This is a genomic window from Enterococcus raffinosus (genome assembly GCF_018917525.1).
Classification (GTDB): Bacteria; Bacillota; Bacilli; order Lactobacillales; family Enterococcaceae; genus Enterococcus_A; species Enterococcus_A raffinosus_A.
Map to the genome: position 1 here is coordinate 1 of NZ_JAHLOS010000014.1, position 24,597 is coordinate 24,597.

A 24,597-nucleotide genomic window follows, 5' to 3' on the forward strand; every position below is an offset into this window, starting at 1 on the left:
GTGATGTTTTGGTCGACTAAATTTTACCAAAAGTGAGTCTCTTTTTGAGTTGAAACGAAGAAAAAGTGTTGGTAGAAAATCGAAGTCGATTTTTCACCAACACAAAATATTATAGAACCAAAAAACATTTTTACAGACTGTAGGCAGACAAAGCCTACAGTCTTTTTGTAGTTTTCCTTTCGAGGACAGCAGCTATCAAAGAAGTCCGTGAGCCGTTTTCTTCAAAAAGAAGATCGTCAGATGTTAAGCTAAAGAGGAGGTGGAAATGATGCATGAGATTCAAAAAGAATGGGCACAGTGGAAGTATTTTGTTATGGCGCGATCGCAAAAAGAATACCTATTTTTGCGTCGGCTTTTTTCTGGTAATCAATGGTCAGAGAAAAAGACCGAGCAATTTTATCAACACTTGGTAGAGGTAAAAAAATTACCGATTGATGTAAAAGCACAAAGAAATGCTTATGAACATGTTTGGGGCTATTTCAAAAAAATAGCAACCCCAGAGGAACGGCAACAATTTTTTGTTTTTCTGGATCAGATGACAGAAACCCAAAATGAAGCACTTCCTTATTTGAAAAAGCTGGCAGAAAAGTATCAAACAATGTATCTTTTAGAATCTCATTTATTCGATTGAAGCAAATCGTTTCCGAATTTCTAATAGGACTTTTATAATGGATCGATATGGAGGGATGCACGAATGGAAACACGCGCAGTTGTAATAGAAGAATATGGTCATGCGGACCAATTAAAAGAAAGTAAGGTAACATTGCCTGAGTTGGGCGAGCATCAAGTTTTGGTGAAAGTAAAGGCTACGTCAGTCAATCCGATTGATTGGAAATTACGTGAAGGATATTTAGCACAAATGATGCCTTGGGATTTTCCAATTATTTTAGGTTGGGATGTCGCTGGTGAAATTGTAGAAGTTGGTCCAGCAGTCGCAGATTGGCAAGTAGGACAAGCTGTTTTTGCTCGTCCAGAGACTACTCGCTTCGGTACATATGCAGACTATACGATTGTTGACGATCATTTATTAGCACACAAGCCTGAGTCTGCTTCTTTTGAAGAGGTAGCGGCAGTTCCTTTAGCAGGATTAACCGCCTATCAAGCATTATTTACGCATGGGAAACTAAAGGCTGGTGAAAAGGTCTTGATCCATGCCGGTGCGGGTGGCGTTGGTATTTATGCGATTCAATTAGCGAAAAATGCTGGAGCAACAGTTATCACTACAGCAAGTCAAAAAAATCATGCGCTGTTAAAAGAGCTAGGTGCTGATCAAGTCATTGATTACCACACGACCGATTTTTCAGAAGTGTTGGAAAACGTAGATTTGGTTTTTGATACAATGGGCGGGGATGTTCAACGAGACAGCTTCAAAGTATTGAATGAAAATGGACGTCTGATCTCAATCGTTAGCCAACCAGATGAAGAGCTAGCTAAAAATGTTGCTGTAGCGGAAAGTATCTGGCTTCAACCGGATGGGGAACAACTACAAGTGATCGCTGATCTAATGACGGATGGAAAAGTTAAAAGTGTTGTCGGACATACGTATCCGTTAACAGCAGAAGGTGTGAAGGAAGCACATGAATTAAGCGAAACGCATCATGCCAAAGGAAAAATTGTCTTAGTCAATGAATAGTTAAAAGAGGTTGTGACAGAAGTGGTCAGCTTCAAGAAATAAGAAGGAATTTCCGAAAATTGCTTCTCAAATTTTTGTGAAATTTCGGCTTATTTCCGAAGAAGCTACTTCTGTCACACCGTTTGTTCGGAAAGAGGAGCTGTGACAAGACTTTTGTCACAGCTCCTTTTTTCTATACCGTTTTTCACAATCGTATGTTCAGTAACTGAAGATAAATCGTAATTTGACAGCGAATTTATTTATCGGTATCGTTAAGTAAAAATGAAAGCGATTTAAGGAGGAGTAGTATGAGTGAAATTACGAATAGTATAAATTTTTTAAAGCAGCAAAAATGGGTTGATTTAAGTCACAGTATTTATGGCGGCATTCCTTATTTTCAATCGTTTCAACCAATGCAGGAGAAAACACTAGTCACAGTTAAGAAAGACGGTTTTTTTGCCAAAGAGTATCAGCTAGTGACGCAGTATGGTACCCACATTGATGCTCCGGTGCATTTCGTAGAGAATCGCGTGTCCGTCGATCAGTTACCAATCAAAGATTTCCTGTTGCCGTTGATTGTCATCAACAAAGAAAAGGAAGTCAACGAAAATCCTGATTATTCCCTGACAGTAGAAGATATTTTTGCTTTTGAAGCGGAGTATGGAGAAATCCCAGCAGAAAGTTTTGTCGCATTTGCCAGTGGATGGTCTAAACCCTGGGAGGATCTGGAGGCATTCTATAATGTTGATCAAGACGGACAAGCTCACACGCCTGGTTGGTCTTTGGAAGCCTTGAAGTTCTTACATGAAGAACGTAATGTAACTGCGATCGGTCATGAGACGTTGGATACTGATTCGGCAGTGAATTGCACCAAAAACGGAGGGTTAATCGGGGAATTGTACTGGTTGGAGCAGGATAAGTTCCAAGTTGAGGTGCTGAATCGTTTAACGGAACTTCCGCCAGTTGGCGGCGCCATTTCGATTGGCGTTCCAAAAGTCAAAGATGCACCTGGATTTAACGTTCGTGCAATCGCAATAATTCCAACAGAGTAAGAGAAAAGCAAGGTCTCGTTTAAAAAACGAAACCTTGCTTTTTAAGAAATTCCACCGTGTTTTTCCGGCGTGGATACTCAAAATGTTGTCGGACCTTTTCTGACCAATTGGTACTCTGAATGTTTGTGCTGCGAGCTTGGTAATAAGCAGCTGTTTTTGCGTTATAGTCGTTGATCATCTCAGGGGTTAAGGATTGATAGGTATTCGTTCCAAGTATAGAGGTGATTGGCAGTCTTGGTTTTACCTCATTTTTCTCAGCGGGGTAGCCAACAAACATACCAAATACTGGATACGTTAGCTCAGGAAGTTCGAGAATTTCTTTCATTTGAAACAAATTATTCCGAATACCACCAATATAACAAATTCCCAGATCGACCGATTCGGCATAGACAGCCATCGACTGAGCAGCCAAGGTTGCATCGACGATTGACACCACTAATGATTCCATTGTACGCAAATGTTCCATTGAATCATTAGCCAAGGCTTGAACCTGTGCGTGTTTATTCAGGTCAGCGATAAAAATGTAAAGCGAACCTTTATCACCATTATCGATAGGGAAATTTGCGATTTGTTCAATCATTTTTCTTTTTTTTGCATCGGTGATCTCAATTATTGAGAAGGCTTGTAAAAAATTAGAGCTGCTGGCACTTTGGGCGGCTAGGATCAATTGTTCCTTAAGTTCGTTAGATAGTTTTTGTTGGGTAAATGAGCGGACCGATGAGTGTTGGAGCATCGTTTCAAAAAGTTCCATCAAAAAGCCTCCTCTTTCTATAGTGATTTACTTGTCAAATTGAATATATCACAGGAAAAAGACAATAGGAAGTAAAGCGATATTGGAGGGCTTGTGGACGTGCAGGAGTAACCAACAGAAAAAATAAACGATTTTCGTATGCCTCTCATGCAACTAGACTTCTTGCCTTATGACCTAGTTTAGACATACTTGATTCAACATAATATTTAACAAACTGCGAAAAATTGGACTGACAGCTAGCTAATAGCTGAGGATACTTTTTTCAAAGAGCAAAAAAGCCGCTACTTTCGTACGCATACGAGTAGTGGAACTAGCAAAATCCGAACATTTTGATAAAAAGGTTTGATTTAATTCATAAAAATCTCATCGTTTTGCCATCACTGTGCTATAATGAGAAACAATTATCTGAAGGGAGTTATGCAAATGCGTGGCGTAGTAACGGTTATTGGAAAAGACAAGGTTGGTATCGTAGCAGGTACTAGTCAAAAATTAGCGGAATTACAAATTAATATTTTAGATGTTTCTCAAACTATCATGGGGGACTATTTCACAATGATGATGTTAGTGGACCTAACCAATGCTACAGAAGATTTTGAAGGGGCAAGAGAACAGCTTCATGAATTAGGGAAAACGCTAGGCGTGAAGATCAGTATTCAAAATCAAGAAATTTTTGACACGATGCATAAATTATAGGGAGGGCTCTTTGTGGAAATCAATCAAATAATGGAAACAATTCGAATGATCGAAGAGGAAAATTTGGATATTCGAACGATTACCATGGGGATATCATTGCTAGATTGTATTGATAGCGACAGTGATCGTGCCTGTGAAAAAATTTATAAAAAAATCACTACCAAAGCGAAAGACTTAGTCAAAGTTGGTGAGTCGATTGAAGCTGAATATGGGATTCCTATTATTAATAAGCGTATCTCTGTGACACCGATCGGAATCGTCGCAGCGGCAACTCCTGATACAGACTATGTGAAATTTGCTAAAACATTAGATAAAGCAGCGAAAGATGTCGGGATCAATTTCTTAGGTGGCTTTTCAGCTTTAGTTGAAAAAGGCTATCAGCATGGCGATCGAATTCTAATTGATTCGATTCCTCAAGCTTTAGCAGAAACGGACTTTGTTTGTGCTTCTGTAAATATCGGTTCAACAAGAGCAGGGATCAATATGGATGCTGTTGCTCATACTGGACGGATCGTTAAAGAAACCGCTGAAGCTTCTGACATGGGCTGTGCAAAATTAGTGATCTTTGCGAATGCGGTTGAAGATAATCCCTTCATGGCCGGCGCTTTCCACGGTGTGGGTGAAGCTGATTGCGTCATCAATGTTGGAGTCAGCGGACCAGGTGTTGTGAAGCGGGCATTAGAAAAAGTCAAAGGCGAATCCTTTGATGTTGTTGCAGAAACGGTGAAGCAAACCGCCTTCAAAATTACTCGGATGGGGCAAATGGTTGGGAAAATCGCGTCCGAACGTTTAGATGTACCTTTCGGAATTGTCGATCTATCATTAGCACCAACACCAGCAGTGGGCGATTCAGTTGCCCATGTTTTGGAAGAAATGGGTCTAGAAACAGTCGGAACCCATGGAACAACTGCCGCACTAGCATTGTTAAATGACGCAGTGAAAAAAGGCGGTGTCATGGCATGTAATCATGTTGGCGGATTATCAGGCGCATTTATTCCTGTTTCAGAGGATGCCGGGATGATTGATGCGGTGAATAATGGTTCTTTATCAATTGAAAAATTGGAAGCTATGACAGCGATTTGTTCGGTAGGACTGGATATGATTGCTATTCCTGGCGATACCCCTGCTAGTACTATCGGAGCAATGATCGCCGATGAAGCAGCGATCGGTGTGATCAATCATAAAACTACCGCTGTTCGGATCATTCCAGCGAAAGACAAAAAAATTGGTGATATGGTAGAATTTGGTGGATTATTAGGTAGAGCTCCAGTGATGGCTGTCAACGCAGCCGGTTCTGAGGATTTCATCGCTCGCGGTGGACGAATTCCAGCTCCGATTCACTCATTTAAAAACTAAATACAATAAAATTGATTTTTTTAATAGAACGCTACAAGAGTGGATACTTTTGTAGTGTTCTTTTTTATTCTAGTTAGAATTTTTTTGTACCAGACATGAAAACGTTTTGTGTTAGAATGAAATGGACGAAAAAACAGGAGTAGACAGATGAAAAATAAAACATACCTAAAGGCGAGTTTACGAGAAATCATTTACTCAAAAGGCCGTTTCATTTCAATCGTTTTAATTATTTTATTAGGCACATTATTGTACGTAGGAATCAAAGCAACTGGCCCAATCTTAAATCATTCGGCTAGTCAGTTTGTGGATAAGCAGGAGTTATCGAATCTGCAAATTATCTCCACTGGTGGGCTGACAAAAGCGGATGAGAAGCTTGCCGAAGACATTTCTGGAGCGGAAGTCGAAAGCGGACATCAATTGTTTTATGCTGATAGTGATAAGAACCAAGTGGTTAAGCTTTATTCTTATGACCAAAGAAATCAACAGAATCAATTGATCGTAAAATCGGGGCATTTGCCCAAAAAAGCTGACGAGATTGTTTTGGATGAAAAAGCCAAAGAAGAAGGATATCGACTAAATCAAACATATAAAATTGATCAGCCAGATCAGTTGAAACGCAAGAGCTTTAAAATTGTTGGGTTTGTTCAGTCACCCATGTATATAAGCACAGAAGAGCGTGGGCTGTCGAATGTGGGAAATGGTAATGTTGATTTCTTCGCATATGTACCTGAGAGTAATTTTTCCAACGAGATAAAATCAGTCATCTATGTTCGCTTTTCAAATGTCGATGGAAAAGAAACGTATGGCAAAGCCTACGAGAAAAAGATGGAACAAAATATCGACAAAGTCGAAAAACTTTTCGCAGATCGACCACAAGAGCGGGCGGCAGAAATCAAAAATGCAGCAGAAAAGGAATTGCTGCCAAGAAAAGCCGAGGTGACTGAGAACTTAGCCAAGGTGGATGCTGGACAAAAAGAATTAGATCAAGCGAAAGCCCAATTAGAGCAGCAGGCAGCTGTAATGCCTGCTGGAAATCCGCAATTAGAACAGGCTCAAGCAGAGCTTGCGGCACAACAAAAGGAACTCAGCAGCAATCGTGAGAAATTAATGTCTGCTCAGCAAAAAATCAGTGATAGTGAGAAAGAAATCAGTGAGCTAAAGACACCTAGCTATTCTTATGATCAGCGTGCAGACAATCCAGGCTTCCAAGAATATGGTGATTTGTCTGACCGAATAGCAGCCATTGCTAATGTATTTCCTGTCTTTTTCTTTTTCATTGCTGCATTGATCACCTTTACGACAATGACTCGGATGGTGGAGGAAAATCGACGTGAAATCGGTACTTTAAAGGCACTCGGCTATTCACGTTTTGAAATTTCGATCAAATACATTATTTATGCGTTGTCAGCGGCAACGATTGGCATCGTTTTAGGTAGTGTAATTGGTGTAAATACGCTGCCGCGTTTAGTTTTTGAGCTTTCCAGCGATCGTTACAATTTCCCAGGGGTGGAGGCTTTCTATTTATCTCGCCCAATCATTCAAGCGACGATCGCCTTCTTGTTTGCTAGTCTGGGAGCAGCTATGCTTGTATTGATGCGGGAGCTGCATGAAAAACCTTCCGAGTTGCTCCAACCGAAGGCGCCAAAACCTGGGAAACGAATTTTCTTGGAACGTATTACGCCGATTTGGTCGCGTATGAGTTTTAATTCGAAAGTTAGTTATCGCAATCTATTTCGTTATAAATCACGAATGATTATGGCGGTGATCGGGATTGCTGGGTGTTCTGCGTTAATGGTTGCCGGAGTAGGATTGAAGGATTCATTAGGTTCAGTTGGAGAGAAGCAGTTTGGACCGATCATTGATTATGATGCGATTGTCACACTCAAGGATCAGCCAGATAAAGCAGCAGTTGAAACAATTTTTTCTGAGAATAAAAAACTGGTCAGCGAATTACCTATGATGAATCAAACGATTGAGTTGAAGCAAAAAGGCCAAGCTAATCAAAAATTGACAATGATGGTGCCGGAAAACCGTCAGAAATTTAAAGATTACCTGCATTTGAAGAATCAGGGTGAACCATTCAAGCTGTCAGATGATGGTGGAGTGATTACACAGAAATTAGCAGAGCTGTTTGACTTGAAAAAAGGTGACAGGTTGACAGTCTATGATGATGACCAGCAAACATTTGAGGTTAAAATTTCTGCTATTACTGATAATTACTTAGGAAACTTTCTGTATTTATCAAAAGAATACTATCAGCAAGTTCGTGGAAAAGATTTCATAGTGAATAGCTATTTGCTCAAAAGTAAAAAGTTGACTGACTCAGAAGAAAACGAGTTATCACGGAAGCTGTTGAGTACGGACCAAGTGACGAATACTTCTTTTGTGTCTACGCAAATCGAAACACAAGAACACTCAATGGATAATCTTGATGGAATTGTTTGGATATTCGTCGTCTTGTCAGGATTATTGGCTTTCATTGTGTTGTACAATTTAACGAACATAAATGTGTCAGAACGAGTACGCGAGTTATCCACGATCAAAGTATTGGGCTTCTATGATCGAGAGGTCACAGCCTATATATTCCGCGAGAATTTTGTTTTTACTATTCTAGGAATTTTATTCGGTTATGGTTTGGGAATTATTTTGACCAAATTTATTTTGGACCAAGCGTCAATGGAGACAATCACGTTTCCGTTAGTGATTCGCTCGGGAGCCTACCTTTCATCTGGTGGATTGACGATTCTTTTTTCCGTTATTGTAATGGTCGCGACACATTTTCGTTTGCGGCATATCAATATGATTGATGCCTTGAAATCAAATGAATAGCCTTGGAAGAAAAGCGTTGACAAATATTTTTTGTGGGGCTATGCTTTACTCAATAATATAATGCAATGAGAAGGACAAGATCTGATTTTGTTCCTCGTCACTAGAGAAAGAAGTCATGGCTGGAAGCTTCTGATTGAGAAAAACAGATTACTCCCTTTGAGCGACCGCAAAACGGTCCGGGTGATACCCGTTATCTATCTTACAAGCCAGAAAGTCGACACTTTTTGGGAACTTGGGTGGTAACACGTTTATTCACGTCCCTATTTTTTATAGGGACGTTTTTTTATTGAAAACCCTTCAAGCCTTTTGTTAAAATTAGTAGGAAAAGGTACGCAGGAAAAAATGTTTTGAAAAAGCGGATCGGAGTTGAGTTGGATGTCAAAAGAAATCGAAATTGTTTTACCAGATGGAAGTAAGCAAAGGGTGGAAAAATATACCACTCTGTTCGAGATAAAAGATCAATTGATGGAAGAGGCAGTCGTCGGCAGCATTGATGGCGAGCTCGTTGATTTAGCAACTCCAGTAAAAGCAAATGCCGAGATCGCTTTTTATGATTGCTCTTCTCCGGAAGGTGCTACCGCGATTTGTCAGTTAGTTAGCCTTTTGTTAGAAGAGGCGATCAAAACGCTTTATCCTGAAGCTCTTTTTGCAAAGGCTCAGCAAGAGGATCAAACAATCTGGGTCGATTTGCGCGTGAAGCAGCCATTGAGTGCATTGATTTTAAAAGATTTAGAGCATCATATCAAAAAACAAATTAAAGCAGATGCTTCGATTGAAAGTGCAGCGGTGAGTGTGGCAGAAGCAAGAGAAATTTTCAAAGACAATGAGTTAAAGCTCGTTGCGTTAGCCGAGTTGGCAGCGGATCAGCAGGTGTTCGTCTACTCCTTTGGTAATGTAACCGAGTTTTTCCTCGAACCAATGGCGCTTGAATTAGCAAAAGCCCACTATTTTTCATTATTAAAGGTTTCTGGCGCTTATTGGCAGGGAAAACCGGAAAATGAAATGCTGCAGCGGGTTATGGGGGTCGTCTTCGCTGAAAAGACACAGCTGCTTGCTCATCTGGATTACCTAGAAGAATCTGAGAAGCGCAGTCATCAAAAATTGGGCAAAGAACTCGACTTATTTATGTTCTCTGAAGAAGCACCGGGAATGCCTTTTTACTTGGAAAATGGTCTGATCATTCGGAATGAATTGCAAAAGTTTTTACGAGAATTGCAGGCAAAATACGATTATAAGGAAGTTAAGACACCACTGATTTTGAATCAACGCTTGTGGGAACGTTCCGGTCACTGGGATCATTATAAAAATAATATGTACTTTACTAAGGTTGCGGACGAGGATTATGCGTTGAAGCCAATGAATTGTCCGGGTCACTGTTTGATCTTCAAGGATCGTAAACGTTCCTACCGTGATCTGCCAATGCGGATGGCGGAGTTTGGACAAGTCCATCGGCATGAATTTAGCGGGGCGCTGAATGGATTGCTGAGAGTTCGGACCTTCTGTCAAGACGATGCACATATTTTTGTGCGTCGGAATCAGATCGAGCAGGAAATCGCTTTGGCCTTAAAAATCATTGATGAGGTTTACAAAATTTTTGGGTTTGAATACGGAGTAGAGCTGTCGACACGTCCAGATGACTTTATGGGTGAAATTGAATTGTGGGATGAGGCAGAAGCTTCGCTAGGGAAAGTATTGACCGACCTTGGCTATAAGTACAATATCAATGAAGGCGATGGCGCCTTTTATGGACCGAAGATCGACATTCATATCAAGGATGCATTGAATCGCAGCCATCAATGTGCGACTGTTCAGTTAGATTTTCAAATGCCGGAGAAGTTTGATTTAACCTATGTGGACGAAAATAATCAGGAAGCGCAACCGGTAATGATCCATCGCGCCGTTTTTGGTTCCTTAGACCGTTTCTTAGGGATTTTGATCGAGCATTATGCTGGAGCATTTCCGCTGTGGTTAGCACCAAAGCAGGTAGCGCTGATCAATGTTGCTCAGCCTCATGAAGCTGAGGTAGAAAAATTGTTCCAGGAATTTCATGCGGCGGGAATTCGCGTAGAGAAAGATTTACGAAATGAAAAATTGGGCAAAAAAATTCGTGATGCTGAATTACGGAAAATTCCTTACATTTTGGTGATCGGTGATAAAGAAATGAATGAGGAAGTATTTTCAGTTCGTAAACACGGCAGCGACACAGTCAAGCAAATGTCCAAGAGGGAATTTATGAACCTGCTTAAACAGCAAGTACAAGAGAAAAATCATCAGTACTACTAAAATCAATAGACGAAAAAACGCTGAAGCGCACTTCAGCGTTTTTTGATGCCTTCAAGCAGCCAGTGAGATTTAAAGCGAAAATCCTTTAGTAGCTCTTTTTCTCCCCAATTATTCGCCAACATATCAGTTAATGAGTCGATTACCAGCTTCATAGAAAAATACAAGAAACTAATTTGCTCTTCATTAGTAGGCATGGCAAAATTATTTTTTTCTAAAAGTTCTTCCCAAGCGGCCACACCATGATCTGCTTCCGGTCGGTAAGAAAACAGGTAGCTGTTTTGTGCTAAGAGGACTAGTTGACGGTACCGATCAGACTCTTGGCTTAATCCAACATACAGCAGTAGAAAGGCTTCGATTCCTTGAAAAAAATCTCCTTCCTGCTGCGTCATATAATCAATAATCTCGCCATGAATTCTTCCCGCGTAATAATGAATCAAATAGTCATAGGCATCATTCAAGTCTTCAAAATATTTATAAAAAATTCCCCGTGACATTTGCAGTGCCGTGACAATTTCGCTGACTTTGACTTGACTAACCGGTTTCTCATAAAAAATCGTCAATAACAAGTCGCGAATCTCTGCTTGTCTTGTTTCTGGTAAATTTAAAAAAGTTTTTTTTGGCATGGGTGCACCCCCAATAAATAATTAATCCATCACATATAGTATAGCATAGAAGCAAAATCGGTGACATTTTGTCACCGAAGGAGTATTCTTTTTTCAGAAAGGGTGAGCGAAATGTTTTTAGCTTGGAAAGAAATTCGCTATGCGAAATTAAGATATGGATTGATTGTGGGAATTATGATTCTGGTGGCTTATGTGGTCCTCATGTTATCAGGGTTAGCCAATGGCTTGGCGGACGGAAATAGGACTGCGATCGACGATTGGGAGTCCTCAGCAATTATCCTGTCTGAGGACAGCAATAAAATTGCTAATGCATCCCAGCTGCAAAAAAAAGATCTAGACCGAGTATCTGCCAAAGAAAAAGCCGGAGTCGGTATTTATTCTACAGCTGTGGAGAAAAAGTCTGGTGGCGATAAGACGAATGTGTCAATTTTTGGCACGGCTAATAACGCATTTATTGTACCGAAAGTAATCAAAGGTCGATTATTCAAAAATAATAATGAAGTGATTGCCTCAGAAAATCTTTTATCAGAAGGATATAAACTGAACCAAAAAATAAAAGTCAATGACCAGACACTAAAGCTTGTCGGCGTGACGAAAGAAACGACCTATACACTTGCTCCGGTTATCTATTTGAATCCTTCAACCTTTAAAACGCTGAAGTATGGCTCTCAGCCAATAAATAATGAACCGATTAATTTAATTGCGACAAAGGGAAAGACGACGGTAGATAATCCAAAGGGGCAAACAACATTAGAGAAAATGACACCTGAGACGTTTATTGAAAATATTCCTGGCTACACACCAGAGAAATTAACGTTGAATACAATGATTTATTTCTTGTTTGTCGTAGCAGCTGCGATCATCGGTATTTTTATGTATGTGATTACCTTACAAAAAACAGCGATTTTCGGGGTGATGAAAGCACAAGGAGTAGCAACAGGTTACTTAGTGCGTTCGATTCTAGCACAGGCTTTTCTAGTAGGGGTGATAGGTGTTGCGATTGCTGTTGGGTTAAGTGTACTGACAAGTTTGATTTTACCAAGTGCGATGCCATTTGCAGTTCATTGGATGGAATGGGCATTGTACAGTCTGATTCTAGTATTAGTGGCTATGCTCGGCGGGTTATTCTCGATTCGTACTGTAACTAAGGTTGATCCAGTAACCGCGATTGGAGGAGAATAAGATGAGTGATGTTTTAATGATGGAAAAAGTAGTGAAACGATTTGGACAAGGCCATACAGAAGTGACGGCACTGAAAAATGTCGACTTCCATGTTGCGGCAGGTGAATTTGTCAGCATCATCGGACCTTCTGGCTCAGGAAAAAGTACCTTTTTAACAATCGCCGGTGGCTTACAGACGCCGACGGAAGGGAAAATAACAATCAATGGGGCAGATTTTGGACAAATGAATGAGAAGGAACGATCAAAAGCTCGCTTCAAAGAGATTGGTTTTATTCTACAAAGTTCTAATCTAATCCCATTTTTAAAAGTTCAAGAACAATTTCAATTGGTAGAAAAAATTGAGAAGGAAAAAAATGCAGCAAAAATTGAAGAGCTACTAAAATCTTTAGATATTTGGGAGCTGCGGGAACAGTATCCTAAAGCTTTGTCTGGCGGTGAAAGACAACGAGTGGCTATTGCTCGTTCCTTGTTTAATAATCCGCAATTGATTTTAGCGGATGAACCCACTGCCAGTCTTGATTCTGATCACGCGTATGATGTGGTAAAACTCTTATCCAAGGAAGCGCATGAGCGTAGTAAGGCAATCGTCATGGTTACACATGATGAACGAATGACCAAATGGAGTGACAAAGTCTATCAAATGAAAGATGGCGAACTTTTATTAAAACAATAGTTGCCATTTTCCCTGTTTCCTGTGTATGATAGTCAGGTTGGCAATACTGCTTTTCGCAGTTACCTTAAAACTGAGCTAGCTCTTTTCAGCTTAGCAGAAAGATCATAGACAGATTTAGAAATCTTAATTTTTAGAAAGCAGGGAACTTATGGATATTTATTTAAAAAAAGCTGCGCTTCACATTGTGGATCGTGAATCAGGCGATCCGATTTATAGTCAGAGTGAATTAGATTTAACAAAAGAATACGTTCGAGAGTATTTGACAAAAAAAATTCAAAAGTTATCTTCCGCCCAAACCAAAACAGGAACGCTAGCAGAAGATTCGACATTTGCATTATTGAGCCAACAAGCAGAACACGATTTTTTATCTGCTAGTGAAAAAATTGTGACGCGTTGGTATGATGCTTATAAAGAAAGTGAAGAAGCCCCAAGTGCAGATGCCTTTGTCGTGTTATATGAAGAAGACACTCAACTATATTTGGCCTTTCTAAAAGTGAATTACCATGAAGGTTATACTCATATCGTAGATTCAGACGATACTGGCTTGAAAAATGAATTGATCATTCATCGTGCGTTGCTTTCGGGTAAGACACAAAAAGCAGATGAAGGCATTGTGGTTAATTTGAGCAATCTAAGTTATGAAATGATCGAAAAAAAATACCCATTTTCCGGCGAAAAACGCTTATACTTTTCAACGCAGGTAATCGAAAGTCGTCCCGCTCCGTCATTAGAAGAAAATGTTCGAGTGATCAAAAAAGTCGCGGAAAAAATTGGAGCCAAGTTTGAAAATCAAAAACATGATGTAATTGCTGATGTAAAGGAAGCTGTTTACGATATCGTAGAAGAAAGCGGGCAGATCGATGCGAAAGTTGTGGCGCAAAAGGTTTTCAAAGACAATGTTTCAGCACAAGTTGCGTTCCAAGAAGAAGTCGTTGAAAAAGGCTATGTGGATCAAGCCCCTTTGTTAAGAGAAGTTCGTGAGATTACTGAAAAGAAATATGGTAAACAAAAATTAAAATTATCCAATGGAATCGAATTAATCGTACCATTGGATGTTTATCGCAATCCAGAGTTAATCGAATTTATTAACAATCCTGATGGTACAATCTCTGTGACGATCAAAAATGTCGATGAAGTAATCAACCGTCTTTAATAGGCGGTTGTTTTCTTTTATGGGAATGGCTAGAATGAAGAAAATGTCTTTGGAGGAAAAAGATGGAAGCATATCAAGAATTTTTTCGTATTGGACAGTACACGGATCTAGAAGCAATGACCGGCTGTACAGTGATTCTTTGTGAAGACGGCGTGACCGGTGGTGTCTCAGTTCGCGGTGGCTCACCGAATACCCGAGATACAGATGCATTAAAATCAGAAAACAATCGAAAATTTGTCCATGGAGTAACGCTATCTGGCGGAAGTGCTTTTGGTCTAGCAGCAAACGCTGGAGTCGTAGATTACTTGGAAGAAAATAAAATTGGACGAGATATGGGAATTACCTTTGTTCCCAATGTCGTTGGTGCGAGTTTATTTGATTTACGCATTGGACAGGCAGATGTTCGCCCTGATTATCAAGCTGGTCGCAAAGCGTGTGAAGCAGCGTTTGCCGGTCAACAATTTCAAGCAGGAAATTATGGTGCTGGAACAGGCTGCAGTGTTGGAACGATCAATGGTGCGAAAAACGCTATGAAAGGCGGGATCGGACTTCATACGATTGCACATGGAAATTTATGGGTAACCGCAGTGATTGCTGTCAATGCTGTAGGAGATGTTTTTGACGAAGAAGTCGGAAGGATTATCGCTGGTGCCCGTAAACCAGATGAGCAGCGAATCGGCTTCTCGGAGGAATTGTTCCTCGAGTATTATCAAAATGAAGCAGCTTTGTTTGATGGGAATACAGTGATTGGCTGTGTGATGACTAACGCGACTTTCCCAAAGGCTAAGATGAATAAATTGGCGGACATCAGTCATAATGGGATTGCGCGTGCGATACGTCCTTCGCATACAACCTATGATGGTGATACCTTATTTGTTTTAGGGGCAAATCAAATCAATGCTAGTTTTGAAGCAGTCTCGATTTTAGCAGTCGAAGCTGTTCGTCAGGCAATTGTAAAAGGAACTAAAGCTGCAGCGACCTATGGTGACTATTTAGGATATCAGGATAGATAAACAAACGGTCAAGACTAACAATGTCTTGGCCGTTTGTTTTAATGATTTTAACCCTGTCTACGATTCCACTAACTTGCTAAAAGCAAGAAGTGGAACTCGCAAAAAAGACTAGCCAAGGTTCAGCTAGTCAGTGGGGAAGTTTTATTTAACTCGTGGTTCTGATTCTAAGTTGTCGCTGATTTTGTCTGTTTGATTGCTCAAAGCGTCTTTTGCACGGTTTGTTTGTTTTGAAGCAAATCTTCCAGTTGTTTGAGCGGCACTAGTAACTTTATCTTGAACCGTTTCACTGTCTTCTTCGTATTCTGCACGAGTTTTGATATCCACAACGTTAACATTAACTTCGATAACATCTAAGTGAGTCATTTTGTCGACTTCTTCAGAGATCAATTTTTTCATTTGATCATAGATATTTTCGATGTCTTTGCCATATTCCACAACGACATCCATATCGACAGCAACTTGTTGTTTACCGACTTCAGTACTGATTCCAGAAGTGACATCGTCACTGTTGACTAATTTATCCTTGATGTTAGAGAAGAAACCACCGTCTACGGTTAATAAGCCATCTACATTTTCTAAAGCAATACCGATGATTTTTTGAATAACTTTGTCTTCATAGGTTAATTCACCTTTAACGTCTTTTCTTGGTTCTGTTGGTTTGATTGTTGCGTTTTCCATTCCTTCGTCCTCCTAATTTGTTAATGTTTGAATCTGATTGTGGGTGACTATTTTTTTAAATAGTCATCTAAAATATGATTATTTTTTAAATAGATACCGATTGCTACGCCGATGATCGTGATCAGAATCAGTAAAATTGTTTTAAAAAAGCCGATTGTAAAGAATAGCACAGCTAAAATAAAACCGAGGATACCAAAGATCACAGGCAGTTTGTCTCGTGTTAAAAATTCTTGCATCGCTGTTCCTCCTATTCTACTCGCGGCCGTGTTACCGTTGTTTCTGGTGATGTTGGCTCAATTGCCTGAAGTTTTACTTTAATTGAGACTTTTTCTTCTGGACCTAATAATTCTCGAAGTTTTGTTTCCACGTTTTTAGCCCATTGATCTGTTTGCCCAATTAAACCAGAAGTTTTCTTCAACTGACCATGAACATTAACTTTAATTCTATTTTTCGTCGCTGTTACATTGACCTTAGGGTTATTCATAAAGTCTTCCTGTTTGATACTTGTCCGAACATACCCTTCAATCGCTCGCTTATCTAAAGCTAATTCGCCTCGATCTTCTTTCAAGGAGAATTTGGTTACTCTCTTTGGATAGAATATGATTACGAAGATACCGATTACCGTTAAGATCGCCAAAGCTGCTGCTACCCAAAATAAATAGAGCTGAGCATATTGATTCGTTAGTACAAATTGTTGCAGTGAGCTAAAGTCCAACGGATTTGAAGCGATGAAGTAATAGATTGCTACGACGGATAGAAAAATAGAAAGTAAAACCAAAGAAAAGATAATCAAGATGGTTTTGAGAAATTTGTTCATACCGCACCTCCTTACTTCAATATTTTTAAATTGTTTACACTCAAATAGTAAAATGATACCCCTTTTATGTAAAAGAATTTGCCTGTTTTTATAGGGAAAAGCCGCCCTATCTATGGATAAAAGTAATATTAATAAGGAGATAATAACTTTTTTTGCAAATTTTCATTTTTTTTATTGATAGGGAAAAAAATGAGGGAGCAATATTTTTGAAAAGAAAAAGAAGCGTGCTATACGGCACACTCCTTACATAATTAATCAAATTATCGTTCTTTCCATTTACGATATCGCCGATAAAGACTTTCAATGACTAAGAAAAGAATTGAAAGAGCCGCTACAGAATAACCAAAGACACCAAGGTCAGAAATCAAGGTATCTCCTTCAGGGGATGTTTGAACTAAAATAGATGATCCGATAACCAAAGCAGAAAGAATCAAACCAATCACCAGCCGATTGACCATTGCCTCCGCTCGTTCTAAGAAATTGTGTTGATTTTTAAGCTCCAAATTTAACTTGCCTTTACCTTTAGCAAACGTATCAAGAACATTTAATGTACGACTAGGTATTTTCGGCAAGGCCTTTAGAGAAGTTAAGTAATCTAAACCAGTCTCTTGTAATTCATCTTTCAGGTTTAATTGTTGAAGAAAATATTTTTGTGCAAAGGGGGCAACGACTTCAAATAAAGAGAGATCTGGATTAAGATCCTCGATGACTCCTTCTAGGGTACCGAAAGCTTTAATCAACATGGTGACTGAGTCATCAATCTGCAAGTTGTTATCGTGACAGATAATCACAACTTGAGAAAAGACTTTTTGCAGGTCGATCTCTTTGACGGGTAAATTCAAATAACGATTTAAGAAATCGTCCAGCTCATAAGTAAATTTTTCCTCATCAAAGCTGCCGACTTGTTTGCAAATAGCGTGAACAGCATTCGTAATTCGTTGATTATCCTTACTGTAAATGGCAATGATCGTGTTACTCATCTTGGCCTGCATCTCGTGATTGATTGTGCCCATCATTCCAAAATCAATTACGTTTAGACGAAAAGGACGTAGCTGCTCTTTGCGAGAAAGGGTGATCTCATAGGGAACATTGCCGATTTTCCCTTGACGTTCCTTTGTTTTCAATTGTTGATCTTTTCGATTTTCTTCTTCGCTCATCAGCTGCAATAGAAGGTTACCTGGATGGGGGTCAGCATGGAAGAAGCCATCTTCAAAAACTTCTTTCATAAAATGCTCGATTAATAATTGACTGATCGTTTTTTTCAACTCTTTGTAGGTTGTTTCACCTTGGACGATTTTTTCATCCTTGGTATTGATTAGTTCCTTCAAATTTGTCCCAGGCATTAACTCCATTACGATGACTTTTTTAGAGGAGTAAGCTGGCTCCATTCTAGGTACTCGAATCTCTTTCCAATCATTGTTCAATCGATAAAATTCTTCCGCTAATTCTAGTTCTTTTTGGAAATCCAATTCATTTTGTAAGGATACACGAATCTCTTTTAAAATATTTTTGAGATCAATGACTTTGCTTTCTGGAACCCAATTGGCGATTGGGATGGCCTTTTCAAACAAAGATAGATCCAACTCGATTTCGGAAGCGATCCCAGGATGTTGAACTTTAGCGACAACTTTTTGCCCATTTTTAAGCCGTGCATGATGCGCTTGTGCAATTGATGCAGAGGCAAAAGGCTGTTCATCAAAGCTCTCGAAGATTTCTGATAAAGGCAGTTCCAGTTCTTTTTCAACTAAGGATTTAACAGAGGCAAAATCATCTGTTTTTACGTCATCTTGTAATTTTCGCAGCTCTTTAGTGAAGTCTAAGGTAAAAATATCTGTCCTGACTGACATCATTTGCCCCACTTTGATGAAGGTGGGTCCTAATTCCTCGAAGGCCTTACGAACTTCCTCTGGATTCTTTTGTTGAGTAATATTTTTAACGACGCTGTAGTGGTTAACGATTTTCACGATTTGACGCAAACGAGCAGCTTTGGATTTTTCTCGCATTATTACACCCCCTAGTAGGTATTAAAGCAACTATTATGAAGAGTATGATGAATATCATTTGTTTCTATCTTACAAAAGATTTTTATGAGATACAAACAACCCCTAATTATTTCGCTAGAAAAGAATTAGGGGGTCCAAGAAATTAACGATTTGTCACTACTTGAATGACCTGCATGATGCAGTAGGTGATACCTGCAGCAATTACGGGTCCAGCTGCTATCCCTTTTAGAAAGACAACACCCATAATCGTACCAAACACTAAAGCAACGGTAACTTCAGGAGATTGGTTAATCAATCCAACCCCTTTTGAAGATAAGACCGCAACCAAAACACCACAGAGTGTTGCAACCCAGCCCAACGGTGATTTTAAGGTGTTTAATAAATCTTTTAAGACAATATCACCAGTAGCGATAGGAACGAGAATCGTTGCTGATATCAGCGTAACACCCCAATTGATTCCTTGCTTATTTAAGATTGATAAAAATTTATCTGAATGGGGAATTAATTTTAAAATTAGTATCGCAAGTGTCGCGATCATTAAACTTTGATTTTTTGCAATAAGGGCGATCAGTAAAATGACACCTAAAAAAATCCAACTCTCCATTTTATTCACTCCTTCTTTGTATATATAAGCTAATTTTTCTTCTATAAATCATTTGGACTTTCACAACGTATCTACTATACAAGATAATTCGTCAAGTTGCGACTTTTTTCCTGAGTGACTTTAGTGTAAGCTTTTAAGAAGGGAGGGTACAGATGAAAATAGGATTACGTACGATCAAGACCGCGGTGGCTGCGCCTATCGCTTTATTATTAGCTGGAGGTTTAAGCTTAGAGTCGGCCGCATCAGCTGCTATCATAACGATCTTGACTGTCACCAATACTAAACGCTCTACAGCAAAGACTGCAATGAATAGACTTTTTTCATTAACATTAGCAACGAGTATTGCAGCTATCTGTTTTTCACTCTTGGGATTTCATCCAATTGTCTTTGGTTTGTATCTATTATTCTTCATTCCCTTGTCGATTCAGTTTGATTTGGCAGAGGGAATTGCAGTTAGTTCTGTTTTGATCACACATTACTTAGCAGCAGGTGAGATGCCTGTGCCGTTGATCATTAATGAATACCTACTGATGATCATCGGGGTGGGCTGTGCGTTGGCCGCCAATCTTTACATGCCAAATACGGAGAAAAAAATTCAGGAAGATCAAGCAGTTGTTGAGGTTTCCATGAAAAAAATGCTGGGACAAATGTCCGCCTATCTGAATCAACCAGCTAAGGAAGAGCTTTTGCGGCAAGAGTGTTTATCGTTACGCGACTTTGTTCGAGAAGCTCAAGTTCGCGCTCAAGAATATGAAGAGAATCGATTCCTTTCTGGCAATAGCTACTATTTTGAGTATTTTGCGATGCGCCGCTTACAATTAAAAGTCCTATCTGATATGTTGCAGATATTAAATCGCCTGGATGCAGAACCAGAAGATGTGCAGGAACTACGAGAGCTGTTTGAGTTTACTGCTCAGACTTTAGCAGAGGACAACGATGGTGCAGAGATTTTAACGAAGATTGCTGAAACAGATCAGCGATATCAACAAAAAAAGTTACCAGAAAGTCGTCAGTCCTTCGAAGAACGAGCTATGCTTTTCCAGCTTTTTCAACTATTTCAAGACTTCATTGAGATCAAAGCTGGATTTAATCGGAACAAGTGATGAGAAAGAATCAGACTTTTGTCCCATGTAAACGGTTGAAAACTTCTTTATGATAAAGATAAGAAAAACAGGTAAGGGGTATAAATATGAAAAAGATAGTTTTAGGGTTGATTTTAATTGGTGCAGCGTTAGTGTGTATCAGCAGTATGTTTGTTCACAATCGTATGAGTAATGAGACATTCACGACGACAAAGCCAGTTCGGGAATTGGTTGTAGATGATCGGAATATGCCGGTCGATATTGTGGGTGTGTCTGGGAATCGAACGCGAATCAAATATAAAAAGAGCAGAGACATTAAATACAATATCAAACAAACAAGTAATACCTTAACTTTGGAGCGCAAAAGAAGTATTGGTTTTAATTTTGACTTCTTTAATTTCGGGAACAGCAGTCCCAGAGTAACAATTGAAGTTCCTAAAGCTAAGCTGAAAGATTTGCAGGTTGAAACGTCAAATGGAAAGCTGTCAGCAGAAAATTTAGTGTTGGATAATTTAAATTTGGAAACTAGCAACAGCAAAATGATCATCAATGATGTCGATTCCAACAGCGTGGATGCAGAGACTAGCAATGGAAAAGTGGAGCTTTCACATCTCAAATTTGATGATGGGTCCTTTGAAACGAGCAATAGTAAAATGGATCTTTCAGATTTGAATTTTAATGAGGGAGAATTCCAAACGTCAAATGGGAAGATGAATCTAATGAATGTGAAACCGAAAGAATCGCTTTCTCTTGAAACCAGTAATTCAGAGGTTAATGGAACCATTATTGGTAATAAAGAAGATTTTTCGATTACGTCAAAAACAAGTAATGCCTCAAACAATTTAGGCAATCAAAAGAATGGTTCAAAAGAGTTAGAAGTTAGGACTAGTAATGCAGATATCGAGATTGCCTTTGTCCGATAATTGATTCTTTAGGAGGGACAAACTCATGGTCAGTAAGAAACTAAGTAAGTTGCTACTTGGAATTTACTCGCTGCTCTTGATCTGGATTTTACTATTCAAATTGTCACTTTCTTTTACTGATTTAGCCGCGAGTTTAGAGCATCCTATGAGATCTATCAATCTTATACCGTTTCAAGGTTCAATGATAGTAAATGGTAAAATTGCACTTAATGAAATAATTATGAATGGAATAGTTTTTGTACCTTTAGGAGTTCTTTTAGGAATTTCAGCAAAGGGTTTGTCATTCATGAAGAAGTTGGCGTTTCTCTTTTTATTCTCGCTATTCATTGAAGGGATGCAATTTGTCTTAGGAATAGGGGCGACCGATGTAACGGATATTCTGATGAATTTTATCGGTGGTTTCTTAGGAATTTGCATTTATCAAGGGTTGCGGCGGATTGTTCCCGAAGCAAAATTAGATAAGCGTCTCATTGCCATCGGTACCGTAATGGGAGTCCTATGTTTAGGAATGGTACTGTTTATCATTTTTATTAATCGTTAAAGACAAAGAAACTCTTCAGCAAGGTTGCTGAAGAGTTATTTTTTTTGAAAAGCATTCGTATTTCGTTGGAATCGCCAAACCAAGAATGATTCAGAAACGGCTAAATATAGGAATAATCCCGCAATGATCAAGACCGCATCGGTACCAATCATTCGATAAGAAAAAACTGAGACAATCGCACCGGCAATGAAAGCCAAAACTACTAAAAGAAAATGTATAAAGCGAGATTTTGCCTCGGAGTTTTTTGTAGCCAAATAATCATAAAGATTTGTTGCGACCCCTTTTAAATTACCAGTTGTAAATAAATTTGTATAAGCAAGCCCGTTAATTTTATCAAAGGAAACCCATTGAATTGCTGCAGTAAAGGCAATCATAATAGTAATAATTGCCGGATGTGGTTGTATAAAATCTAGGCTGATTATAAAAAAGACAACCGCTTCGAAATAAAGCAGAAATAATCGCCAGAAATGCATTTCCTTCTTTTTGAAATAATCAATCATAAATTTTGCTAAAAGAATTCCGATAAAGAAGAATAGGGTGGAAAGCAATTTTTTTCCAACCATGCTCCACTGCCGATCGTAGGCTTGAATGATTGCTAAAATTATATTCCCCGTTTGGGCTGAAGCAAAGGCGCTGTAACGAATATAGGTATAACTATCCATCATTCCGCCAATAAAGGTCAATAGCAATCCGACCGAACGATTCTCATGAAAACTAGTAGTCATTTGTTACTCATCTCTTTTCGCTGACTATCTTACCACATTTTTTCAGAAAAATGATAATCAATATCATGTGCTGTTTTCATTTATTAAAATCCTTTCAAAGATTAAGCTAAAGTTTTATGAGTTTCACTACTCGCTTTTGAATTTCCTAGTGAAAAGCTGCTTTAGCAGAAAACGTACATGAATTTTTCATAAGAATCATTTAAAAGTTTCCTCTTTTTAAAAGGAGAAAACAAATGATTTTATTTTTAATAGAAATATAATTCGGATTGATAACTTAAATGAGGGAGTAAGGAAAAATATATTGAGAATATTTTCTTGTTTTACGAATGATTGAAAGAAAAAACATAGAAGGGGAAGATATTCGCAATGTGCTACTTTTTTCGAAAGAATGTGTTAGAATGAAAATGCTTTTTATCCTGTGAACGTGAAGGGAATTGAGAACTTACCATGCCTGTAAAAAAAAGGACACCATGGTTAGAGGCGTTATATGCGGCGATGCCGCTCTGTTTTAGTTACATTCCGGTTGGTTTGGCATGTGGTATGCTTTTACAAAAAGCGGGATTTAACATCTTCTTAACAGCCTTGCTTTCGATGCTTGTTTTTTCAGGAGGCGCACAATTTTTAGTCGTCTCAATGATTAGCGTGCATGCATCTTTTGTGTCTACTATCCTAATGGTTTTCTTCTTGGAGCTACGTTATGCTTTACTGGGTTCCAGTTTGTCGCAATTTTTTAAAAAAGAAAAACGATCATTTATCGCGCTGTTTTCACAATCTATGAATGATGAAAATTACGCAGTCAATTATTTGAAATATTCTACTGATCCTGAATGGAACCGTAAGAAAGCGTTATATGTTAATTGGTTTTCGATGGCATCTTGGACAGGGAGTACAGTTTTAGGAACCATTTTCGGTTCTGTGATCCATGTCGATACTGAGTTGGTTCATTTTGCTTTAACAGCCATGTTCATCTTTATGTTCATGATGCAGCTGAGCAATGGTCTATTATTAGCTACTGGCCTATTGTCTGGTGTATTAGCAGTAATTTTTATGTTGCTTTTCAAGAATACCTTTGGCTTGATTTTAGCGACTTTATTAGCTTCTTTAACCGGCTATTTAGTTGAACGTTTTTGGAAAACTGCCCATAAGAAAAATGACGGACCAGACCATTATGATCTGACGGGTGGGGAGGTTCATCATGAGTAATACTTCTTTGCTATTGCTGATCCTTTGCCTATTCGGCGCCTCTTATTTACCACGTCTTTTTCCGATGCTGTATTTTTCGCAACGGCAAGTGCCGCAGTGGTTTAGTGATTGGATGAAATATGTGCCGATCTCATTATTTGCAGCTTTAGTCTTTAAGGATGTATTTATTAGTGGTAATCAGCTTGATGTGATCGGCAATGTACGGATCATCGCAATGTTTTTAGTCGCTGAGGTAGCTTTTAAGACTCGCTCAATGGCTATTTCAGTAATTACTGGATTGGCGGCTGTTTTTTTATTGTCCATGATTTAAAAATGAGACACTCTTTTTAGGATTCTTTTTCAACATTGAGTATCGAAAAAATCTAGTGACGTGTTTGTTCTTATCTTCAATAAGAGTCAAATACATTGCTAAGTTTTTCAGACATACCCAAATGTGAGAAAGAATCTTTTTTAGAGTGTCTCTTTTTCCTGTTTAATTGTTAGTTTTGGTATTCAGCGATAGGTCGATAAGTTAAGACCTGCATTTTTCGATAAAATTCAGCTGGTAGATTTTTCCATGATTGCAGAAGGTTATGGAAAAAGCCGCCATCTGCATTGATGATATATTCGTTTAATAATAGGCCAAAGGATTTTTTTGGCTGCTCTTTGACTAATTTTTCGTAAACCTCGGTTGCTTGCTCTTGGTTATCTGCGACAAAAAGTGTATTGACTTCAACATACGCGCCCTCGATATTTTGGGTTTCTTCTACAAAGTACACGGATTTGGTAACCTTTTGTTTCTCCACCATATGAGTCACCCTT

The 24,597-nt window shown here is 38.9% G+C and carries 25 protein-coding genes; 16 read left to right on the forward strand and 9 right to left on the reverse strand.

The features are described from left to right. Positions 1 to 268 precede the first annotated feature (268 nt). From KQI58_RS10530 to KQI58_RS10540, 3 genes are all read left to right on the forward strand, one after another. Positions 269 to 631 carry a DUF1722 domain-containing protein gene (locus tag KQI58_RS10530; RefSeq protein WP_216409046.1) on the forward strand — a complete coding sequence of 121 codons (363 nt, stop codon included), beginning with the start codon at positions 269 to 271 and terminating at the stop codon, positions 629 to 631. Between the two features lie 63 nt (positions 632 to 694). Continuing rightward, the gene (locus tag KQI58_RS10535; protein ID WP_216408966.1) at positions 695 to 1,633 is read left to right on the forward strand and encodes an NADP-dependent oxidoreductase; all 939 of its coding nucleotides are present in this window, start codon (positions 695 to 697) and stop codon (positions 1,631 to 1,633) included. 287 nt (positions 1,634 to 1,920) lie between these two features. Continuing rightward, on the forward strand, positions 1,921 to 2,664 hold the full coding sequence (locus tag KQI58_RS10540; RefSeq protein ID WP_216408967.1) for a cyclase family protein: 744 nt from the start codon (positions 1,921 to 1,923) through the stop codon (positions 2,662 to 2,664). Positions 2,665 to 2,683: 19 nt separating this feature from the next. Here KQI58_RS10540 and KQI58_RS10545 read toward each other — a convergent pair whose 3' ends face one another. Next, a complete protein-coding gene (locus KQI58_RS10545; protein ID WP_216408968.1) occupies positions 2,684 to 3,415 on the reverse strand; it encodes an NADPH-dependent oxidoreductase in 732 nt (243 codons plus the stop codon). 423 nt (positions 3,416 to 3,838) lie between these two features. On the opposite strand from KQI58_RS10545, the gene KQI58_RS10550 reads away from it, so the two are divergent. From KQI58_RS10550 to thrS, 4 genes are all read left to right on the forward strand, one after another. Next, positions 3,839 to 4,108, forward strand: a complete 270-nt coding sequence (locus tag KQI58_RS10550) for an ACT domain-containing protein (RefSeq protein WP_216408969.1) — start codon at positions 3,839 to 3,841, stop codon at positions 4,106 to 4,108. Positions 4,109 to 4,120: 12 nt separating this feature from the next. Beyond that, positions 4,121 to 5,464 (forward strand): PFL family protein, encoded by a 1,344-nt coding sequence (locus KQI58_RS10555; protein WP_216408970.1) that lies wholly within the window; start codon positions 4,121 to 4,123, stop codon positions 5,462 to 5,464. Positions 5,465 to 5,611: 147 nt separating this feature from the next. Beyond that, positions 5,612 to 8,293, forward strand: coding sequence for an ABC transporter permease (locus KQI58_RS10560; RefSeq protein WP_216408971.1), 2,682 nt, complete (start codon positions 5,612 to 5,614; stop codon positions 8,291 to 8,293). Between the two features lie 375 nt (positions 8,294 to 8,668). Next, positions 8,669 to 10,576, forward strand: a complete 1,908-nt coding sequence (gene thrS, locus KQI58_RS10565) for a threonine--tRNA ligase (RefSeq protein WP_216408972.1) — start codon at positions 8,669 to 8,671, stop codon at positions 10,574 to 10,576. Positions 10,577 to 10,608: 32 nt separating this feature from the next. On the opposite strand, the gene KQI58_RS10570 is transcribed toward thrS, so the two are convergent. After that, positions 10,609 to 11,199, reverse strand: a complete 591-nt coding sequence (locus KQI58_RS10570) for a TetR/AcrR family transcriptional regulator (RefSeq protein ID WP_216408973.1) — start codon at positions 11,197 to 11,199, stop codon at positions 10,609 to 10,611. 111 nt (positions 11,200 to 11,310) lie between these two features. Between KQI58_RS10570 and KQI58_RS10575 the strand changes: the two genes are divergently transcribed. The 4 genes from KQI58_RS10575 to KQI58_RS10590 all read left to right on the forward strand — a co-directional run bounded on the left by KQI58_RS10575 (position 11,311) and on the right by KQI58_RS10590 (position 15,220). After that, positions 11,311 to 12,381: an ABC transporter permease gene (locus KQI58_RS10575; protein ID WP_216408974.1), complete on the forward strand. Its 1,071-nt coding sequence runs from the start codon at positions 11,311 to 11,313 to the stop codon at positions 12,379 to 12,381. 1 nt (position 12,382) lies between these two features. Next, on the forward strand, positions 12,383 to 13,054 hold the full coding sequence (locus KQI58_RS10580; protein ID WP_216408975.1) for an ABC transporter ATP-binding protein: 672 nt from the start codon (positions 12,383 to 12,385) through the stop codon (positions 13,052 to 13,054). 148 nt (positions 13,055 to 13,202) lie between these two features. Beyond that, on the forward strand, positions 13,203 to 14,207 hold the full coding sequence (locus KQI58_RS10585; RefSeq protein ID WP_216408976.1) for a nucleoid-associated protein: 1,005 nt from the start codon (positions 13,203 to 13,205) through the stop codon (positions 14,205 to 14,207). Between the two features lie 62 nt (positions 14,208 to 14,269). Then, complete coding sequence (locus KQI58_RS10590) at positions 14,270 to 15,220, forward strand: P1 family peptidase (RefSeq protein ID WP_216408977.1); 951 nt, start codon at positions 14,270 to 14,272, stop codon at positions 15,218 to 15,220. Positions 15,221 to 15,361: 141 nt separating this feature from the next. On the opposite strand, the gene KQI58_RS10595 is transcribed toward KQI58_RS10590, so the two are convergent. The 5 genes from KQI58_RS10595 to KQI58_RS10615 form a co-directional block, all read right to left on the reverse strand. Then, the gene (locus KQI58_RS10595; RefSeq protein WP_216408978.1) at positions 15,362 to 15,898 is read right to left on the reverse strand and encodes an Asp23/Gls24 family envelope stress response protein; all 537 of its coding nucleotides are present in this window, start codon (positions 15,896 to 15,898) and stop codon (positions 15,362 to 15,364) included. 47 nt (positions 15,899 to 15,945) lie between these two features. Further along, entirely contained in the window at positions 15,946 to 16,134 is a 189-nt protein-coding gene (locus tag KQI58_RS10600; protein WP_216408979.1) for a DUF2273 domain-containing protein, read from the reverse strand. A gap of 11 nt (positions 16,135 to 16,145) precedes the next feature. Continuing rightward, on the reverse strand, positions 16,146 to 16,715 hold the full coding sequence (amaP, locus tag KQI58_RS10605; RefSeq protein ID WP_216408980.1) for an alkaline shock response membrane anchor protein AmaP: 570 nt from the start codon (positions 16,713 to 16,715) through the stop codon (positions 16,146 to 16,148). 260 nt (positions 16,716 to 16,975) lie between these two features. Further along, positions 16,976 to 18,718, reverse strand: a complete 1,743-nt coding sequence (locus KQI58_RS10610; RefSeq protein WP_216408981.1) for an ABC1 kinase family protein — start codon at positions 18,716 to 18,718, stop codon at positions 16,976 to 16,978. Between the two features lie 142 nt (positions 18,719 to 18,860). Continuing rightward, positions 18,861 to 19,322 carry a DUF441 domain-containing protein gene (locus KQI58_RS10615; protein ID WP_216408982.1) on the reverse strand — a complete coding sequence of 154 codons (462 nt, stop codon included), beginning with the start codon at positions 19,320 to 19,322 and terminating at the stop codon, positions 18,861 to 18,863. 152 nt (positions 19,323 to 19,474) lie between these two features. On the opposite strand from KQI58_RS10615, the gene KQI58_RS10620 reads away from it, so the two are divergent. From KQI58_RS10620 to KQI58_RS10630, 3 genes are all read left to right on the forward strand, one after another. Further along, positions 19,475 to 20,425, forward strand: a complete 951-nt coding sequence (locus KQI58_RS10620; protein ID WP_216408983.1) for an aromatic acid exporter family protein — start codon at positions 19,475 to 19,477, stop codon at positions 20,423 to 20,425. 86 nt (positions 20,426 to 20,511) lie between these two features. Then, positions 20,512 to 21,327, forward strand: a complete 816-nt coding sequence (locus KQI58_RS10625) for a DUF4097 family beta strand repeat-containing protein (protein WP_216408984.1) — start codon at positions 20,512 to 20,514, stop codon at positions 21,325 to 21,327. A 25-nt stretch (positions 21,328 to 21,352) separates the two neighbouring features. Then, positions 21,353 to 21,868, forward strand: a complete 516-nt coding sequence (locus tag KQI58_RS10630) for a VanZ family protein (protein ID WP_216408985.1) — start codon at positions 21,353 to 21,355, stop codon at positions 21,866 to 21,868. A gap of 35 nt (positions 21,869 to 21,903) precedes the next feature. On the opposite strand, the gene KQI58_RS10635 is transcribed toward KQI58_RS10630, so the two are convergent. Beyond that, the gene (locus KQI58_RS10635; protein ID WP_216408986.1) at positions 21,904 to 22,593 is read right to left on the reverse strand and encodes a YoaK family protein; all 690 of its coding nucleotides are present in this window, start codon (positions 22,591 to 22,593) and stop codon (positions 21,904 to 21,906) included. Between the two features lie 447 nt (positions 22,594 to 23,040). On the opposite strand from KQI58_RS10635, the gene KQI58_RS10640 reads away from it, so the two are divergent. Beyond that, on the forward strand, positions 23,041 to 23,796 hold the full coding sequence (locus KQI58_RS10640; protein ID WP_216408987.1) for an AzlC family ABC transporter permease: 756 nt from the start codon (positions 23,041 to 23,043) through the stop codon (positions 23,794 to 23,796). After that, positions 23,789 to 24,106, forward strand: coding sequence for an AzlD domain-containing protein (locus KQI58_RS10645; RefSeq protein WP_216408988.1), 318 nt, complete (start codon positions 23,789 to 23,791; stop codon positions 24,104 to 24,106). The genes KQI58_RS10640 and KQI58_RS10645 overlap by 8 nt, the downstream gene beginning before the upstream one ends. 169 nt (positions 24,107 to 24,275) lie before the next feature. Here KQI58_RS10645 and KQI58_RS10650 read toward each other — a convergent pair whose 3' ends face one another. After that, complete coding sequence (locus tag KQI58_RS10650) at positions 24,276 to 24,584, reverse strand: hypothetical protein (RefSeq protein ID WP_102872371.1); 309 nt, start codon at positions 24,582 to 24,584, stop codon at positions 24,276 to 24,278. Between the last annotated feature and the right edge of the window lie 13 nt (positions 24,585 to 24,597).